Genomic DNA, 16952 nt, shown 5'->3' on the forward strand with positions numbered 1-16952 from the left:
TCAATAAGGAAATAAAGGGGTTAAATAGCGCCGGGGCGCAAATGTTTGGCGAACGGAAACGCCGCCTTGAGCCTGGCGACTTCGTTTGCGTCGGCAAGACGCAACATCCGCATACCGGCTTGATAGGATGCCAACAGGCCGCTGTCTGCCATGGGCGCAGTACGTGACGCGTCCCGGCGGATAAGCTCCAGCAACTCAGCCGTAGGGGCGGCATCTGTTATCAGGCTGTCTATCCGCTGCAACATAGGCATCGCAGCCAGCGGCAACAACTGCAGATGACAGTCATCTGCCAACAGCAGTAACTCCCCTTGGGCTTCACCTGAGGCAAAGCTCAACTCGAAATTCTCCCGGGTGCTGGCGTCAAACCTGTCACCATTGAGCTTAAAGAAATGCTCCCAGAAGCGCCGCCTGGCATCCACCGAAGGCAGGCGCTGCTGCACTTCCTCTCTGTGCTCGGCGATAAAATCCAGCAAAGGGCTGAGGGTCGGTGGCAGCAGAGTTTCAAGTTTGGCTCGCAAGTCTCTTGCAAACACAGGCGCGGCGCCTGCTGTGCTGATAGCCATTACCAGTCGCCCTCTATCGACGATTGAGGGGGTGATAAAATCACACTCGGATGGGGTATCGACCACATTGACCCATACACCAAGCTCGCGCGCCTTGGACGCCAGTGTTTGGTTCAGATGACTGTCGGCTGTAGCCAGATAAACCAGCTCCCGCTCGGCAAGATCCCGCTCCTCCACGCCCCGGCGCGACAGCCAAATTCGGCCACTGGCCGCATAGGCTTCCACCTCGGCGCTCACCTTGGGCGCCACAACGTGAATTTCGGCTTCGGTTCTGGCCAAGAGATCCAGTTTGCGGCTGGCCACTTCACCGGCACCGACCAGCAGCACTCTTATCCGCGATGTATCAACAAAAAGGGGAAAATATTGCATTAATCCTGTACCAAAGGCAGTTCGTGGGCGCACCAGGCTCGATAACCACCGGCAAGCGAGGCCACATTTCGGTATCCCAGCTGTTGCAGGCTCAGTGCTGCCAATAAGGCGCGTTGCCCACCGGCACTATAGAGTAACAGTACGGCCGACTTGTCCGGAAATCGCTTGGCAATATCACGCTCCAGTATGCCGCGGGACAAGTGTTTGGCCAGCGGCAGACGATCTTTGAGCCACTCATGATCTTCACGTACATCGATGAGTTGCCAACCGTCGTCCAGCTGATACTCTTCAATGCTCAGCTCACGGACCTGACCTCTTGCCTGTTCGACCAAGGCCATAAAATCAAGGCTGTTTGTCATTTGCCACTCTCCGGCTGTGCCAGCGATAACTTAATTATGGCACTCGCTGCGTTCGGCGCTGCACTGCCAACAGAGCTCAAAACTGGCGTCGTTGAATTCATGACATTGCAGACACTGCCACTGGGGTCTATCGGCATTGAGACTGGCCAGCTGCGATTGAGCCTGTTCCCGCTGAGATTCCGGGACCCAAAGTTCAACGGTTTGCATATCAACCGGCAACTCTCCCACACCGCCCAGCAGAGCTTCACCACGCAGTTCGACCCTCAATCCTGAGGTCTCAAGCATTCCCTTCCAGGTATGAGCCTGCAGCAGATTACCACCGGCTACCATGACTTTTCGTTCTTCCATGTTTCTTCCTACAACTTTAGGCTCTACCGCAGCAGAGAAATTAAGGAATGGATCCTGTGGAAGGATCCGCTGCCCATGCTACTGATAAACGCCTGGACTGTCGAGTGACAGAATTAAGTGAATTTACTTTTTGATAACAAAACCGCAAATCTACACCAAAAACTGATTGGGGAGCCTGACTTCAAAATCGTTTCCAGCTATCCAGACACAAAAAAGCCACCCGCAGGTGGCTTTTTCAACTTGGGTTTATCAGGGCATCAGCGAGGGCTGATCGGCGCCTTCTTTCTCTACTTCCACCGGCATCATATGCTCACGATTGATCCCAAGCTTAATTGCCAGGAAGCTCGCCACATAGATGGAGGAGTAAGTACCCACCAAAATCCCCATCAGCAATGCCGTGGCAAAGCCGTGGATCAGAGTGCCGCCCTTGAGGAACAGCGCAACCACAGTAATAAGCGTGGTTCCGGTGGTGATAATGGTACGGCTCATGGTCTGGGTGATTGAGGTATTCACCACTTCCACAGGTGTTGCCTTACGCATCTTGAGGAAGTTCTCACGGATACGGTCAAACACTACGATAGTATCGTTGAGCGAGTAACCCACCACGGTCAGCAAGCCTGCCAGTACCGTCAGGTCAAACTCCAACTGCAGGAAGGAGAACAAGCCCAGTGTCACTATCACGTCGTGCGCCAGCGCGGCAACCGAGCCCATGGCCAGACGCCACTCGAACCGGAAAGAGACGTAGATAAGAATACAGATAAGCGCAACCAGTACCGCCAGGCCGCCCTGCTCTGCCAATTCCTTACCGACCTGAGGGCCAACAAACTCTACGCTCTTTTGCTGCACAGCCGGGTCTTGTTTGGCTGCAGCGGCGAAGACTTCCTTGACCTGAAGGTCGCTCTTGATGCCTTCTCGCACCTGCAGGCGCACTACCACATCGCGGCTGGAACCGAAGTTCTGTACCACGGCGCCCGAGGTCAGCTCAGTGTCCAAGGCAAGACGCAGCTCGTCCAGGTTAGCGGGTTTACTGAATTCCATGATGACAGAGGTGCCACCGGTGAAATCCAGTCCCCAGTTGATCCCCTTGGTTGCCAGGGAAGCCAGGGAAGCCACTACCAGCACTGCCGACATAATACTGATGGGCAGAGCGTGACGCAGGAAGTTGATAGAGCCTTTAAATGATAAAATCTGCAACATAATCAGCTTCCTTAGATCGACAGTTTCTTCACGCGCTTGCCGCCCCACATGGCGTTTACAATCGCCCGGGTGCCGACAATAGCGGTAAACATGGATGTCGCGATACCTATCATCAAGGTCACGGCGAAGCCTTTGATGGCGCCGCTGCCCACAGCGAACAGGATAAGTGCGGTGATGAAGGTGGTAATGTTGGCATCGGCAATGGTGGAGAACGCGTTGCCATAACCTTCATGAATAGCCTGCTGAACACTGCGACCTGCGCGAAGCTCCTCACGGATACGCTCATAGATAAGCACGTTGCCATCCACCGCCATACCCACTGTCAGCACCATACCGGCGATACCCGGCAGAGTCAGTACTGCGCCCGGGATCATCGACATCACACCAACAACCATGATCAGGTTGGCACACAGCGCCAGGTTGGCAATAACACCAAAGGCACGGTAGTAGATCAGCATGAAGATCAATACCACTGCCATACCCCAGAGCATCGCCTGCATACCATTTTCAATGTTTTCGGCACCCAGGCTTGGGCCTATGGTGCGTTCTTCAACTATGGATACAGGTGCAATCAGCGCGCCGGCACGCAGCAGCAACGCCAGATTCTGGGCTTCACCATGAGACAGACCCGTGATAACAAAGTTACGGCCGAGGCGAGCCTGAATGGTTGCGACAGAGATCACTTCCTCTATCTTATCCATCTTCACGCTGCCATCAGGGTTACGCTTGCCGCTGTCCTTATACTCGATGAACAGGGTCGCCATCGGTTTGCCGATGTTGTCCTTGGTCACGTTGGAGAAGATACTGCCGCCCTTGGCGTCCAGGCTGATACTCACCTGAGGCCGGCTGTATTGGTCGAAGCTTGGCTGAGCGCCGGTAATATGATCACCGGTCAGCATCACTTCTTTCTTCAATACGGCAATACCGCCTTCACGACGAGGATACACCTCGGAACCGGGTGGTACCCGTCCCGATTGCGCCGCGTTCATGTCGGCTTTCTCATCGACCATATGGAATTCAATGGAAGCGGTCGCCCCGAGGATCTCTTTGGCACGAGCCGTATCCTGTACCCCAGGCAGTTCTACGATAATGCGCTCGGCGCCTTGACGTTGTACTACAGGTTCAGCAACCCCAAGTTCGTTCACCCGGTTACGAATAGTGGTGATGTTCTGCGACAGAGCGTCTTCTTTCACCTGCTTGAGGTAGACTTCGCTCATGGTGGCCATCAGGGCAAAGTTGCTGCCCTCGCTGGCATCGCTGAATACCATATCGTTGGAGCGACTCTTCAGGAAACTCTCGGCCTTGGCCAGGTTCTCGGCATCGCGGAACTTGATCTCAATACCTTTGGCCGTAGCCTTGACACCCGAGTAGCGGATCCCCTCTTCCCGCAGCTGACTGCGGAAATCGGCGATCTTGGCTTCTTCCATCTTGCGAATGGCTTCGCCCATGTCCACTTCCATCAGGAAGTGCACACCACCACGAAGGTCAAGACCCAGTTTCATCGGTGAACCACCGAGAGACTCGAGCCAAGCCGGTGTCGCCGGTGCCAGGTTCAACGCCACGCTGAACTTGTCACCCAAGGCTTCGGCTATCGCTTCTTTGGCCAACAACTGCTGTTCGGCATTGTTGACTCTGACGAGTAACTGACCGTTTTCCAACTCGGAACGCTTGACACCTATCCCCTTGCTTTGCAGCAAGTCGTTAACCTGTGTCTGGGTAGTGACAGTCACATCCGCACCGCGGGTGCCCACCACTTGTACCGCGTGATCCTCACCAAAGAGGTTAGGTACGGCATAGAAAGCCCCGATGGCGATGATAATCACCACCATCAGGTTCTTCCATAAAGGATACTTATTTAACACGCCTCAGCCCCCTTGGCTTATAGCGACTGGATAGAGCCTTTTGGCAATACCGCCGCGATATAATCTTTTTTGATGGTGATCTGGGTGCTGTCGTTCAGGCTCAGCAGAACATAATCATTCTCGTCGCTGATCTTGGCAATTTTGCCTATGATACCACCGCTGGTCAGGACTTCGTCGCCCTTACCCAGGGACGCCATCAGATTTTTGTGCTCTTTAACACGCTTGGACTGAGGACGGAAGATCATGAAATAGAAGATCAGACCGAAGATCACCAGCATGAACACCAATTCCATGGTACCGCCAGACTGAGGAGCACCGGCCGCACTAGCGTAAGCATTTGAAATAAACATATTTTTCTCTTCTTATCAGCAAATAAAATCAATCCACCAATTCAGGTACTTCACGGCCTTGACGACCATAGAAGTCCTTCACAAAGGCGTCTAATGTACCTGTCTCAATGGCGCCGCGCAAACCTTCCATTAACCTTTGGTAGTAACGCAGGTTATGTATGGTATTGAGACGGGCCCCGAGAATTTCATTACAGCGGTCCAGATGGTACAGATACGCCCGTGAGTAGTTCTTACAGGTGTAGCAGTCACATTCCGGATCCAGCGGTGATGTGTCGTCACGATGCCGCGCGTTGCGGATCTTGATAACACCTTCTGTGACAAACAGGTGGCCATTGCGGGCATTACGGGTTGGCATCACACAGTCAAACATGTCGATACCGCGACGTACGCCTTCAACCAGATCCTCCGGTTTGCCTACCCCCATCAAATAACGGGGCTTGTCTGTTGGGATCTGCGGACAAACATGCTCCAGTACTCTGTGCATGTCCGCCTTGGGTTCCCCTACAGCCAAGCCGCCGACGGCATAACCGTCAAAACCTATTTCCAACAAGCCCTTGAGGCTTTCATCACGCAGATCTTCATAGACACTGCCCTGAATAATCCCAAACAGTGAGTTGGGGTTTTCCAGGCGGTCGAACTCGTCCCGTGAACGTTTTGCCCAGCGCAGTGACATCTGCATCGACTTGCGGGCTTCGTCGTGAGTGGCCGGATACGGCGTGCACTCATCGAAAATCATCACCACATCCGAGCCGAGCGAATATTGGATCTGCATCGACTTCTCGGCATCCATGAAAATCTTTTCGCCATTAATGGGCGAGCGGAAATGCACCCCTTCTTCGGTGATCTTGCGGATATCACCGAGGCTGAAAACCTGGAAACCACCCGAGTCAGTAAGAATCGGCCGCTGCCAGTTCATGAAATCGTGCAGGTCACCATGCTTACGCATGATCTCTTCACCTGGGCGCAGCCAGAGGTGGAAAGTGTTCCCCAGCAGAATATCGGCTCCGGTGGCGCGCACTTCTTCCGGAGTCATCCCCTTCACAGTGCCGTAAGTTCCAACCGGCATAAAAGCCGGGGTTTCGACTGTGCCACGGTCAAAAATCAATCGGCCCCGGCGTGCGCGGCCATCAGTTGTATCCAATTCAAATTTCATGATTTACCTCGTCAGAGAAACAGTCTGACCTTAATTACGCGGACTTAGGCCGCAGCGTATAGACAACAGAGGGTCAAAAAGGCAAAGGTTCACCCTTAAGACAAAATACCCGCTCATTGAGGCGGGTATTTTAAAACAAAAGTCGTAATCAGTGAGCTTTTTTAGTCACAAACATGGCATCACCGTAACTGAAAAAGCGGTATTTTTCGGCAATCGCGTGCCGATAGGCGTTCATCACCTCATCAAAGCCGGCAAAAGCACTGACCAACATGATGAGCGTCGACTCCGGCAGGTGGAAGTTGGTGACCATGGCATCCACTACCTGAAACTCATATCCGGGATAGATGAAAATATCTGTATCCCCTTTGAAGGCCTGCAATTCGCCTTCACTGGCGCGGGCTGCGCTCTCGAGCGAGCGCACCGAAGTGGTGCCAACCGCGATCACCCGTTTCCCGGCCGCCTTGGTGTTGTGGATTTTTGTCACCACCTCGGCCGGCACTTCGGCCCACTCAGAATGCATCTTGTGTTCCAGGACGTTATCGACCCTCACCGGCTGAAAAGTACCGGCGCCAACATGCAGGGTCACAAAGGCAATATCCACGCCTTTGGCTTTCAGCTCGGCCAACATATTGTCATCAAAGTGCAAACCGGCTGTCGGCGCCGCAACTGCGCCCGGGGTTTGGTTATAAACTGTCTGATAGCGCTCTTTGTCGGCATCTTCATCGGGACGGTCTATATAGGGTGGCAACGGCATATGGCCTACCTGCTCAAGCACTTCGAGCACACTCGGACCGGATACCAGTTCAAGTTCAAACAGCGCATCGTGACGCGCTCTCATCAACATCTTGAAGCCGCCATCGAGTAAAATTTCACTGCCTTCTTTCGGTGACTTGGAGCTACGCACATGGGCAAGCACCCGCTTATCATCCAGCATCCTCTCCACCAGGATTTCCAGCTTACCGCCGGTTGCCTTCTGCCCGAACAGGCGCGCCGGAATAACCCGGGTATTGTTGAATACCATGAGATCGCCTGGCTGAACCAGGTTCAACAATTCGGTGAAGCGGCAGTCGCTAAGGGCCCCGCTGTTACCATCCAGAGTCAATAATCTGGACGCACTGCGTTTCTCCATAGGGAACTTGGCAATCAGTTCCTCTGGAAGATCGAAAGAAAAGTCTGCTACACGCATGAATGGGCCTCGGCTTAGCTGGAAACGGCGGCTAGTCTAGGGATTTGAGGCGTTAAGATCAAGGCTCCAGCGGTTCGTTTGCCGTTTCGGCAAGGGGCTTGTTGTCATCGAAGGGCTCGCGCCGATATTCGAGTTGCTCGAACGGAATGTCCACCTCGACCCTGCGTCTCTGGGGCCGTGGCGTTTTGTTGATAAGTTTATTGAACCAGTCCCACATCATCCTTGATCCTCTGCGTCACCGAACGCTAAGCGTAGCATCTTATTTCACTGAGCAAAAAGAGAACATTCATCGAGGCGCCAGAGACTGTTTTCATTTGCCGGCTTGTCATGGTAACTTGAGGGCGAATTCGACACCCAGTAGCCAATATGAACTTCCTTGCACACCTGCATCTGGCCGATATCAGCCAAACCTCTCTCGGCGCCAATCTCGCCGGCGACTTTGCCAAAGGCAATATCCAACAGTTTCCCAAACATTTGCAACAAGGGCTCTGGCTCCACAGACAGATAGACAAGTTGACCGATAGCCACGAGTTAACCCGCGAGTTAGTGCGTACTTTCCCCAAGCCACTTGCCAGAGTGGCGCCTGTACTGATGGATTTGGCCTTTGACCATATGCTGGCCAAATACTGGGAGGAATATCATCATCAACCTTTAGCTGCCTTTTGCAACAAGGCCTACGAGAGCCTAAGGCAAACTCCCTCCCTACCCGAAGGCTTAACCAAACTGGCGCCTGTGATGGAACAGCAGAATTGGCTATTGAGTTATCAAAGCCGCCAGGGACTCAACAGTGCGGTGACAGGTGTGAGTCGTCGCCTTTCAAAACCTGAGCTGTTCAACGGCGCCCAACAGGCGCTGCAAAAACTCGATACCGAAATTGAAATCGCCTTTCGAACCTTTTACCCACAATTGATGGCTTACAGCCGGATATGGGCCAGAAAGACCCCGGCAGAATTTCTCTGATTGAAGCAAAGTGCCAACTGCCACGTTCGGTGAACCCTCAAAGCCACTTTTGCCGGGCCCATGGCTTTGTTAGAATTGCGCCTTCACGAAGGAGAGTTCATGCAAGTTTTTGAGTACCGCCCACCGGCCCTGCCCTGGCTCGATATCCGCTATCTGGATCGCGATATTATTATCATCAACAAGCCATCCGGGCTGTTGTCCAACCCTGGGCGCGCCGCCGTAACCCATGACTGCGCCCTCACCCGCTTGCAACGCCTGTATCCGGAAACCATATTGGTGCACAGGCTGGACTGCGCCACCTCAGGGATCATGGTATTCGCCCGTAACAAGGCCGCCGAGTCCAGTCTCAAGACCCAGTTTCAGGAGCGGCAAAGCGATAAGCTGTATGTGGCCGAGGTGGCAGGACATCTTGAACAGCCAGTTGGTGTTATCGACTTGCCACTGGCAGCGGACAAGGCCAATCCGCCTCTGCAGCAAGTCTCGGAGCAAGGTAAGAGAGCGGTCACTCACTACAAGGTGCTTGAGCACCGTGAAAATTCCAGCCTGGTGGCATTGCAACCGGAAACCGGCCGGACTCACCAGCTCAGAGTCCACATGCTCGCATTGGGGCATCCGATTTTAGGGGATGATTTCTATGGTGAGAGTGAGATTGAAAGTGCCCGTCCGCGGCTCTGTCTGCATGCGGCCAGCCTGGCATTTTGCCACCCTTACTCGGGCGCCGAGATGCATTTTGTCAGCCTGTCACCTTTCTGACCCTTGCAAGGCTTGATAAAGAAAGCCTTAGAAAAAACAGCTAAAGAAAACGCCCGCTAAGCGGGCGTTTTCTTTTCAAGACTTAGTCAAACTGCTATCAGGCACTCATCACAGATTTGGGTTCCAGACTGAAGCTATCACCTCCTTCGGTGCAAAACTGCAGCTTGCCCTCTGCGGTTAAAATAAAGTACTCACCAAACAGGTTACCACCCATATCTTCCAGACATAAACCGGCATTGATCTGTTTGGACTTCATCTCATCCACGCTGTGGCAACCATCGCTGAACCAGGTTTCCAAAAACAGCTTGCCACCTTCACGATACAAGGTCAGTTCTTCACCACTGCCGGGGCGACTATCCTGCCAACAACCAAGAAATTCTCGCTGTTGTTCGTTCTGTCGGTGCAGACGCTTGCGCTTTTCTACTCCAGACATATCCATACCCTTAAACCATGTCAGCCCAGCCTCTTTGGCTGACCCCAAATGCATGACATTAAGCATAGAACTCATAGTGCCCCTTTACCCGGCCAAAAGTAACAGAAAAGTGAAAAATTTGATTCCAAATCATTAAAAACCAATAAGTTAGAATGAAATCTCTCTAATGTGCGCAGTGTAGCCCAGTGAAAAAATAAAAGTGTGATCAAGATCACTTATTGCAGCTAATTTAAGCAATTTATGAAATGACTCACACAATGCCCTTCCCGTCGGCCGTTTAAACGGTCACACCATGGCAAATGGGGGCCAAAAACAAAGGGCGGCCCCGAGGCCGCCCTTTATCTTCAACAATATTTCTTAGGGAAGGTGCGAATAAGTCCTCGTGGCACTCTGGCTTGCACAGCAATTGGCGTTCAAGGCATCTGACTGAAGGCATGCCGGGGCCTGTCGAAGTCGGATAACGCTGAGAGCCGGTTGCTGTGAAAGCCCCGAAGGGCGTGGCTTACAGGCCTGCCTGCTGTGTTGTGCTTCTTGCAAAGGACTAGGGCCATTTGCTGCGAACCACGCCTTGCATCCAGGCCTGTAAGTCGACGCAGAGCACACATGGGGCTTGTTCGCACCTTCCTTAGCTTAGCTTGCGCTCTTCGGCCTGGCAGACTGCCGCGGTAAACAACACATCGGTGGAAGAGTTCAGTGCAGTTTCGGCCGCATCCTGAATGACCCCAATAACAAAGCCAACAGCCACCACCTGAATGGCGATGCTGTCGCTGATGCCAAACAAGCTACAAGCCAGAGGGATCAGCAGCAGTGAACCACCTGCCACCCCGGAGGCACCACAAGCCGACACAGCGGCCACCAGGCTCAACAGCAAAGCGGTAGGCAAGTCGACACTGGTGCCTGTGGTATGCACAGCTGCCAGGGTCAGTACGGTAATGGTAATTGCCGCCCCGCCCATGTTGATAGTGGCCCCCAGAGGAATAGAAACCGAGTAGGTGTCTTTATGCAGTTTGAGGCGCTCGCACAAGGCCATGTTCACCGGAATATTGGCGGCGCTCGAACGGGTAAAGAAGGCGGTTACGCCACTCTCTCTCAGACAAGCGAACACCAGCGGGTAAGGATTGCGTCTTGTCTTGTAGAACACCAAGAGCGGATTCACGACCAGAGCTATGATAGCCATGCTTCCCAGCAAGACACCGAGCAGACGGCCATAATTGTACACTTTCTCAAAACCGCTCTCGGCAAAGGTCACGGCCACCAGACCGAAGATGCCTATCGGCGCCAAGCGGATAATAAAGCGCACCATCTGTGAGATCCCATGACTGACATCGGCAAATACCTGTTTGGTCGAATCACTGGAATGATGCAGTGCCAATCCAAGACCAATACCCCAAGCCAGAATACCGATATAGTTGGCATTCATCAGAGCATTGACTGGGTTGTCGACCAATTTGAACAACAGAGTATTGAGAACTTCCAGAATACCTTGCGGCGGCGACAATAACTGTTCAGGCGCCCTGAGCTTGAGTGTGGTGGGAAACATAAAGCTCATTACCACAGCTGTAAGTGCCGAGGCAAAAGTACCGAACAGGTACAAGGCGATAATTGGCCGCATATTGCTCTTGGTATTTTTCTTCTGATTGGCAATCGATGCCGCCACCAGCAGAAATACCAGGATCGGCGCTATCGCCTTAAGCGCGCCGACAAAAAGATCTCCAAGGAAAGAAACGCTCTTTGCCCATTCCGGAGCAAAGTGTGCGAGCCCCATGCCCGCGATGATCCCCAAAAGGATTTGCAGTACAAGACTGCTCTTGGCCAATCGGGCCAAAAGTAAAGAAGATTGGTTCATTGCCTGACCTGTCGTTATTATCTTTCTGGCACCAGTGCCACAGGAGTTACGTTTTTAGCGGATGAAACCGCTAATGTCTAGCTTTGAAGCCTATTTGTGTCGTCTGGATAACCCTGAGCACGCATTTTGGCAACAGTGATGTCATTTTTGACTATCTTGCGCAATTTGGGCGCCTCTGAGCATGGCATCAATAAGTTCATGGGCATCGAACTTGGTGAGGGCTTCGTTGGCACCTACCTGGTGCGCCTGACTGACACTGATCTCACTGGAAAGCGAGGTATGCAGAATAATATAAGCTCCGGCGAGTGCCGGTTTGTCTCTCACCTCAAAGGCGAGTTCATAACCATCCAGACCCGGCATTTCGATGTCGCTCACCAGGAGATCTACAGGGCGCTTTTCGGCCGCGGCCTTTTCCATGATGGCCAAAGCCTGAGCACCGTTTGAGGTGACTTCATAGGGGATATTTATGGAGTCCAGTGCATCGGACAGTTGCTTTCTGGCCACCTTGGAGTCGTCCACCAGCAAGATCCGCAGCGGTTTCAACCTTTCCCTTTGCACATCGGTCAGCATGGCCACACTCTGGGCCGCAATCGGGAAAATCTTCGACAGCAGCAACTCAACATCCAGCAGTTGTACCAGCTTATTGTCGTAGCGGGTCACTCCGGTGAGATAGGCATTGCGTCCCAGGTTATCCGGCGGTGATTCAATATCTCGCCAGTTACATTCGAGGATCTTGTCTATGCCGCGAACCAGAAAGCCTATCTCCATCCGCTGACAATCTGTGATGATGATAAAACAGCTCTTGCGCTCCTCTGCGGTGACCGGGCGATAACCAACGGCCGCCGCCATATCCACTACGGGAATAGTGTGTCCTCTGAAGTTTACCGCCCCCATCACAGCTGAATGAGATTGGGGGATCTGGTTTAGAGGCATATAAGGTACCAACTCACGGATCTTCAAGGTGCCGATGGCAAACAGCTGGCTTGCCGACAGATGAAACAGCAGCAGTCCCTGAGATTGATTGGCCTTACTCTTCATAACAACACCATAACAGACAATAAGTTAAACGCTTCAGGATAACACAGGCTTGAACCTATGGTGGCCTACTGCAGTTCACAATTGCGACTCAATAGGCAAAAGGCTGAGGATATCGGCACTGAGACGGCGCCAGAAACCGGCGGCAGGCTCATTATAGAACACCTCTTGTTTGGCATCGTCGTGCCACACCAGCTCATCCTCCTCCAGCGCCAATCGGTAAGCATTGCGCAGTAAGGCGCCGCCCAGCTGCCGCTGCATGTGTTCAGCAAGCTTGGGCTGATGTAGCAGAATTCCCATTTCAGTATTGATCCAGGCAGAGCGGGGATCAAAATTGAACGAGCCGACGAACACATCTTTATCGTCCAGCACAAAAGTTTTGGCATGTAAGCTGGTGCGTGAGCTGCCGCGCCATGAAGAAGGCTTATGGTCAGGGTCGGCCTTGACTTCATAGAGGCTGACACCGGCTTCCAGCAGTTGCCTACGATACTTCTTGTAGCCGGCATGCACGGCCACTACATCTGTGGCTGCCAGGCTATTGGTCACCACAGTAACCTCAATTCCATTGGCTACCGCCTGTGCCAGGGCATCAGCCCCTTTGGCGGTGGGCACAAAATAGGGCGAGATGATCAGTATGTTGTTTTCAACCTGGGACAGAAAACGACCGATATCGGCCAGCATCCAACTCTCGGGCTCGGCGCTGCGCAGCTTATCGGGCGGGTCAAACAACACCTTGGCTTCGCCCCAATACCAGTCGAGTTGCTGCTGCTCCATGTTGGTTATCAACTGGCTCTGCAACAGGCGCTGATAATAGGGGTGATCCTGCATCGCCTGCTGCTCCTGCCGCATCTTGGCATCGGCCTGCAGCAGTTTTTCCCGGGTCAGACGCTTGGGCAGCAGCTGCTCAAGTGGAATGGTCAGCGGCGCATTCCAGTAAAGATCAAACTGATCAGAGATAGCCGGGACGGCTTTTCCTATGGCGAGCAAGTCAAAGTCACCGAACTCAAGTTCATCGTTGGCAGAAAAGTACTCATTGCCTATGTTGCGCCCTCCCACCACAGAAACCATGTTGTCCACCGTCAGCGACTTATTGTGCATTCTGTGGTTCAAGCGGGCGAAACTGAACAGCCAAGACAAGCCTCTGAAGGTGCGGGAATATACTGGGTTATAGAGGCGAACCTGAATATTGGGATGATGATTCAAGGCCGCCAGTCCGGATTCAAGCGGCGCACTCGTGGTGTCATCCAGCAGCAGCCTTACCCGCACACCGCGCTCGGCAGCTTCCAACAGTTGCCACACCAGGGTTTTGCCGGTTTCATCGGCCCGATAAATGTAGTACTGCAGATCGATACTGCTCTGGGCACTGCGGATAAGCGCCAACCTGGCAATAAAGGCATCGACACCTTCGGTCAACGGCAGCACACCCGTCTGCGATGGGTGGATGGACAATTGAGGTTCCAGATAATCCAGCAAGACAGAACTCTCCGGCGTTGCCAGATAGCTGGAGTCGCTGTAAGCGGGATCCCGTGTCGGTGCCGAGCTACAGGCACTCAGCAATGACAAGAGGATCAACAGTATTCCAAACTGTGGCAACATTTTGAATATTCTTCGAAATAGTGAAGAGTATTCAAGCATTAATTCGTTCCGGGATCCAGCATTCCCGCCTCCTGCTCTGGCTTGCTATTCCTGTAAAGCATAGAGCACATCGAACACAAACTGGTCCCAGCCATGGGATTCAAAGGCGGCATCGGCCACCGCTCGAACACGGGAAACCGCATGCAGCGGTGCCACACCATGTTCCATCAGATAGTAGGCCAGCAACAGACAAGTACGGTTTTGCCCAGACTCGCAATGAACCAGTACCCCAAGCCCGGCTGCACGCTGGCGCTTGATAAAGTCGAGCGCCTTGGGCAACTGTTCAACACAGAGCCGTAAATCGGCATCCAGCGGGGTTTCTCCACTCGGCAAAGGGATACAGGCAAACTCAAATGGCGACTGAGGCCAATCAGCCGCCACATTTTCAGCCAGGGAAAGAATGGCACCTATCCCGGAGCGCTGCAGCTCATCGAGATCCCAGTTCTGGCCTGCTGGGCCCCGGCTTCCTGCCAACTCTCCCTCTTCCAGCCAAAAGAGTGGTTGCATCTGTGTTTTCCTCAGTAATACGCGACTTCAATCAGGCTTCAGAATACCTCAAATCGCCGGAGGATTTCGTTGATTTATGCCAAAAGATTAACTTGGACGACCTGCTTCCAAGTCAAGCAGTTGTTGCTTCATGGCCAGGCCCCAGGCATAGCCGGTCAACCTGCCATCCTTACCTATGACTCTGTGACAAGGCACGATGATCGCTATCGGGTTGGCACCATTGGCAGTGCCGACAGCGCGGACCGCTTTCGGGTTATCAATCTTTACGGCCAGCTCGCCGTAACTGGTAAAACTGCCGTATGGCAACCTCAGCAACCCCTGCCAAACGGCGCGTTGAAAGCGTGTCCCCTTGGGAGCCAACGGCAGCTCGAAGACCTGTCTGGCGCCGGCAAAATACTCCAATAGCTGGCTCTTGGTCTGCGCCAATATCGCCTCAGCCCGCGCCTTTTGCGCCGCATTCGCGCTCGCCAGCGGGATCCGGCGCTCTCTGTCATCCCCCGTCAAAACCGACAGATGTGACAGCCCATGGGGCCCCGCAGCAAGCCATAGCCGGCCCACAGCCGAATCCATGATAAGCTCCGCTACCGGCACCAATTCTGCTGCCGGCCACTCTTTACTCAGCGATACGGCCAAGCTCGGTTTATCTTGTGTATTCATAGGATTAATCCCTTGATTTTATGGCTTTTGAATAGGGGTTTGACTCTGATGCCTGTCACCTCTGCAACCCATCTCAGAGCTCTTCATTCATTGCTATTAATGGGTTCTATGCCGACTGCCAAAGTTGTAGAGTAAGATAACTGCCCCAGGGCGACGCCGCTTCAGTGACACCTTGCAGTAACGCTTGGTAATGGGCCGCACTTTTCTTGGCGTCACTCTTGTTGTCCATACTTTTCTTGTCAGCACTTTTCTTGCCTTTATGCTGACCAACTGCACCTTGTTTAGCCGAATCCGGGTTGAGTTGAGCCAAGTTCCCGTTTACCCCGGTCGAGATTGCCGTTTTACCAAACAGCGTCAGCAGACGTTTACGGATTATCAAGTCGCCGCCGAGCAACACATCAGGATCCGACAACCCGCGCATTCTGGCGTAGGCTATGGTCCAGGGGCCAATCCCTTTCAAACTGAGCCAAGCCTCGGGCTCGGTATCACCATGCTCAAGCTGAAAACGCGCCAACTCAGCCAATGCCGTCTTTCTGCTTCCGGGCATTTTCAACTCGTCAAAGTCCGCCGCCAACATGCTTTCGGGCTCGGGGAAAAAGCTGATTTCGCGCCCGGCGATAACTCGCCTCTCACCTCTGACAGCCACCAACTGCCCCAACAGTTTTGTGGCTTGGGTAACGCTGACCTGCTGGCCCAGAACAGCCCGCACCCCAGCTTCAAACAGAGAGCCTACTGCCGGCAGCCTCAGCCCCGGCTCCCAACCAAAGGTGGAGTCTGCCAGTGTGAGAGGTTGCAACACTTGCTCAACCTGCTGCATATCAGCGTCGAGATCCAATATCCTTCTTATCCGATTGACCAATACCGGTAACAAGCTAAACTCGGCGCCCTCTTCCAATGCCAGGGTAACTGCGACTCTATTTTGCGAGGCCTGCAACTCGGCAAAAAACCAAGCTTTGAACCCGCCTTTGTCGCTGTTGAGTAACAGGCTGCGACCATAGCCCTGGCGGCCATCAAGTTCAAACCACTCCATTCCTGTTACCGCCCGCAGGCGATAGAAATCAAGCAACGCTTGCCAGGCATATGGCGGCCGGTAACTCAAAAAAAGTTGCAGCCTGTTACTGTCGTCCATTTGCGTATCAGCGCTGCGTCTGAGCGCCGACGGGGTAAGCTGCAGCTGACTCTGAAACACTTCGTTGAAGCGGCGAATGCTCGTGTATCCCGCAGCCAAGGCCACCTGCGTGATAGGGAGCCGGGTTTGGTGCAGCAGCTGCTTGGCAAACATCAACTGCTGAAACGCAGCGTATTGCTTGGGAGACAGGCCCAGCGCTTCGACAAACAGCTTGCGCAGATAACGACTGCTGATCCCGAGGCGCTGTGCCAAGTGCTCGACACCTTTCGCCGACTCGCCGCTCAAGGCGCCCTGCTCTATCAGAGTTACCGCCCGCTCCAGCGTGGTTCTCGTGCCTTTCCAGGCACAGGAGCCGGGCGCACTTTCCGGTCGGCAACGCAAACAGGGGCGCAAACCTTGATTTGCCGCGGCGGCGGCCGAGAAAAAGTAATCGACATTTTCCTCTTTCGGCGCCACCGCCGGACAGATAGGCCGGCAATAGATCCCCGTCGTCTTCACCCCGATAAAGAAGCGGCCATCAAACCTGGGATCGCGACTAAGTCTCGCCCGGCGACAGGTGTCTGCGCTGAGCTCGGTAAAAATCGTCATCATCTGTTTCACTATCGTCTAT

Annotated in this window: 18 protein-coding genes; 2 read left to right on the forward strand and 16 right to left on the reverse strand. The window is 53.5% G+C overall.

The window, feature by feature from the left end; all coding sequences use genetic code 11:
* Positions 1-20 precede the first annotated feature (20 nt).
* From ACWAU4_RS14415 to ACWAU4_RS14455, 9 genes are all read right to left on the reverse strand, one after another.
* On the reverse strand, positions 21-932 hold the full coding sequence (locus ACWAU4_RS14415; RefSeq protein WP_045282647.1) for a precorrin-2 dehydrogenase/sirohydrochlorin ferrochelatase family protein: 912 nt from the start codon (positions 930-932) through the stop codon (positions 21-23).
* Entirely contained in the window at positions 932-1291 is a 360-nt protein-coding gene (locus ACWAU4_RS14420) for a rhodanese-like domain-containing protein (RefSeq protein WP_208124895.1), read from the reverse strand. Before ACWAU4_RS14420 ends, ACWAU4_RS14415 begins: the two co-directional genes overlap by 1 nt.
* A 30-nt stretch (positions 1292-1321) precedes the next feature.
* Positions 1322-1639 carry a putative signal transducing protein gene (locus ACWAU4_RS14425; protein WP_025889448.1) on the reverse strand — a complete coding sequence of 106 codons (318 nt, stop codon included), beginning with the start codon at positions 1637-1639 and terminating at the stop codon, positions 1322-1324.
* 249 nt (positions 1640-1888) lie between these two features.
* A complete protein-coding gene (gene secF, locus ACWAU4_RS14430) occupies positions 1889-2836 on the reverse strand; it encodes a protein translocase subunit SecF (RefSeq protein ID WP_028781039.1) in 948 nt (315 codons plus the stop codon).
* Between the two features lie 11 nt (positions 2837-2847).
* A complete protein-coding gene (gene secD / locus ACWAU4_RS14435) occupies positions 2848-4698 on the reverse strand; it encodes a protein translocase subunit SecD (RefSeq protein ID WP_044734800.1) in 1851 nt (616 codons plus the stop codon).
* A 17-nt stretch (positions 4699-4715) separates the two neighbouring features.
* Positions 4716-5048 carry a preprotein translocase subunit YajC gene (gene yajC / locus ACWAU4_RS14440; protein ID WP_025011473.1) on the reverse strand — a complete coding sequence of 111 codons (333 nt, stop codon included), beginning with the start codon at positions 5046-5048 and terminating at the stop codon, positions 4716-4718.
* Between the two features lie 28 nt (positions 5049-5076).
* Positions 5077-6201, reverse strand: coding sequence for a tRNA guanosine(34) transglycosylase Tgt (tgt, locus tag ACWAU4_RS14445; RefSeq protein ID WP_028781041.1), 1125 nt, complete (start codon positions 6199-6201; stop codon positions 5077-5079).
* A 148-nt stretch (positions 6202-6349) separates the two neighbouring features.
* Positions 6350-7387 carry a tRNA preQ1(34) S-adenosylmethionine ribosyltransferase-isomerase QueA gene (gene queA / locus ACWAU4_RS14450; protein WP_096142295.1) on the reverse strand — a complete coding sequence of 346 codons (1038 nt, stop codon included), beginning with the start codon at positions 7385-7387 and terminating at the stop codon, positions 6350-6352.
* Positions 7388-7445: 58 nt separating this feature from the next.
* Positions 7446-7607: a hypothetical protein gene (locus ACWAU4_RS14455; protein ID WP_156029248.1), complete on the reverse strand. Its 162-nt coding sequence runs from the start codon at positions 7605-7607 to the stop codon at positions 7446-7448.
* Between the two features lie 146 nt (positions 7608-7753).
* Between ACWAU4_RS14455 and ACWAU4_RS14460 the strand changes: the two genes are divergently transcribed.
* Together ACWAU4_RS14460 and ACWAU4_RS14465 are read left to right on the forward strand one after the other, a co-directional pair.
* A complete protein-coding gene (locus ACWAU4_RS14460) occupies positions 7754-8347 on the forward strand; it encodes an acyl carrier protein phosphodiesterase (protein WP_028781043.1) in 594 nt (197 codons plus the stop codon).
* Between the two features lie 99 nt (positions 8348-8446).
* Positions 8447-9100, forward strand: a complete 654-nt coding sequence (locus ACWAU4_RS14465) for an RluA family pseudouridine synthase (RefSeq protein ID WP_208124896.1) — start codon at positions 8447-8449, stop codon at positions 9098-9100.
* A 97-nt stretch (positions 9101-9197) separates the two neighbouring features.
* Here the strand turns inward: ACWAU4_RS14465 and ACWAU4_RS14470 are convergent, their stop codons facing one another.
* The 7 genes from ACWAU4_RS14470 to ACWAU4_RS14500 form a co-directional block, all read right to left on the reverse strand.
* Entirely contained in the window at positions 9198-9533 is a 336-nt protein-coding gene (locus tag ACWAU4_RS14470; protein WP_243756786.1) for a hypothetical protein, read from the reverse strand.
* 625 nt (positions 9534-10158) lie between these two features.
* Entirely contained in the window at positions 10159-11379 is a 1221-nt protein-coding gene (sstT, locus tag ACWAU4_RS14475; RefSeq protein WP_454290308.1) for a serine/threonine transporter SstT, read from the reverse strand.
* A gap of 141 nt (positions 11380-11520) precedes the next feature.
* A complete protein-coding gene (locus ACWAU4_RS14480; RefSeq protein WP_025012086.1) occupies positions 11521-12417 on the reverse strand; it encodes a chemotaxis protein in 897 nt (298 codons plus the stop codon).
* Between the two features lie 75 nt (positions 12418-12492).
* A complete protein-coding gene (locus ACWAU4_RS14485; protein ID WP_208124897.1) occupies positions 12493-14010 on the reverse strand; it encodes a phospholipase D family protein in 1518 nt (505 codons plus the stop codon).
* 84 nt (positions 14011-14094) lie between these two features.
* Positions 14095-14556, reverse strand: coding sequence for a dual specificity protein phosphatase family protein (locus ACWAU4_RS14490; RefSeq protein WP_045282645.1), 462 nt, complete (start codon positions 14554-14556; stop codon positions 14095-14097).
* A gap of 87 nt (positions 14557-14643) precedes the next feature.
* On the reverse strand, positions 14644-15213 hold the full coding sequence (locus ACWAU4_RS14495) for a methylated-DNA--[protein]-cysteine S-methyltransferase (RefSeq protein ID WP_243756787.1): 570 nt from the start codon (positions 15211-15213) through the stop codon (positions 14644-14646).
* Between the two features lie 106 nt (positions 15214-15319).
* A complete protein-coding gene (locus tag ACWAU4_RS14500; protein ID WP_208124898.1) occupies positions 15320-16933 on the reverse strand; it encodes a DNA-3-methyladenine glycosylase 2 family protein in 1614 nt (537 codons plus the stop codon).
* Between the last annotated feature and the right edge of the window lie 19 nt (positions 16934-16952).

It is taken from the genome of Shewanella sp. FeAMO (genome assembly GCF_053653955.1).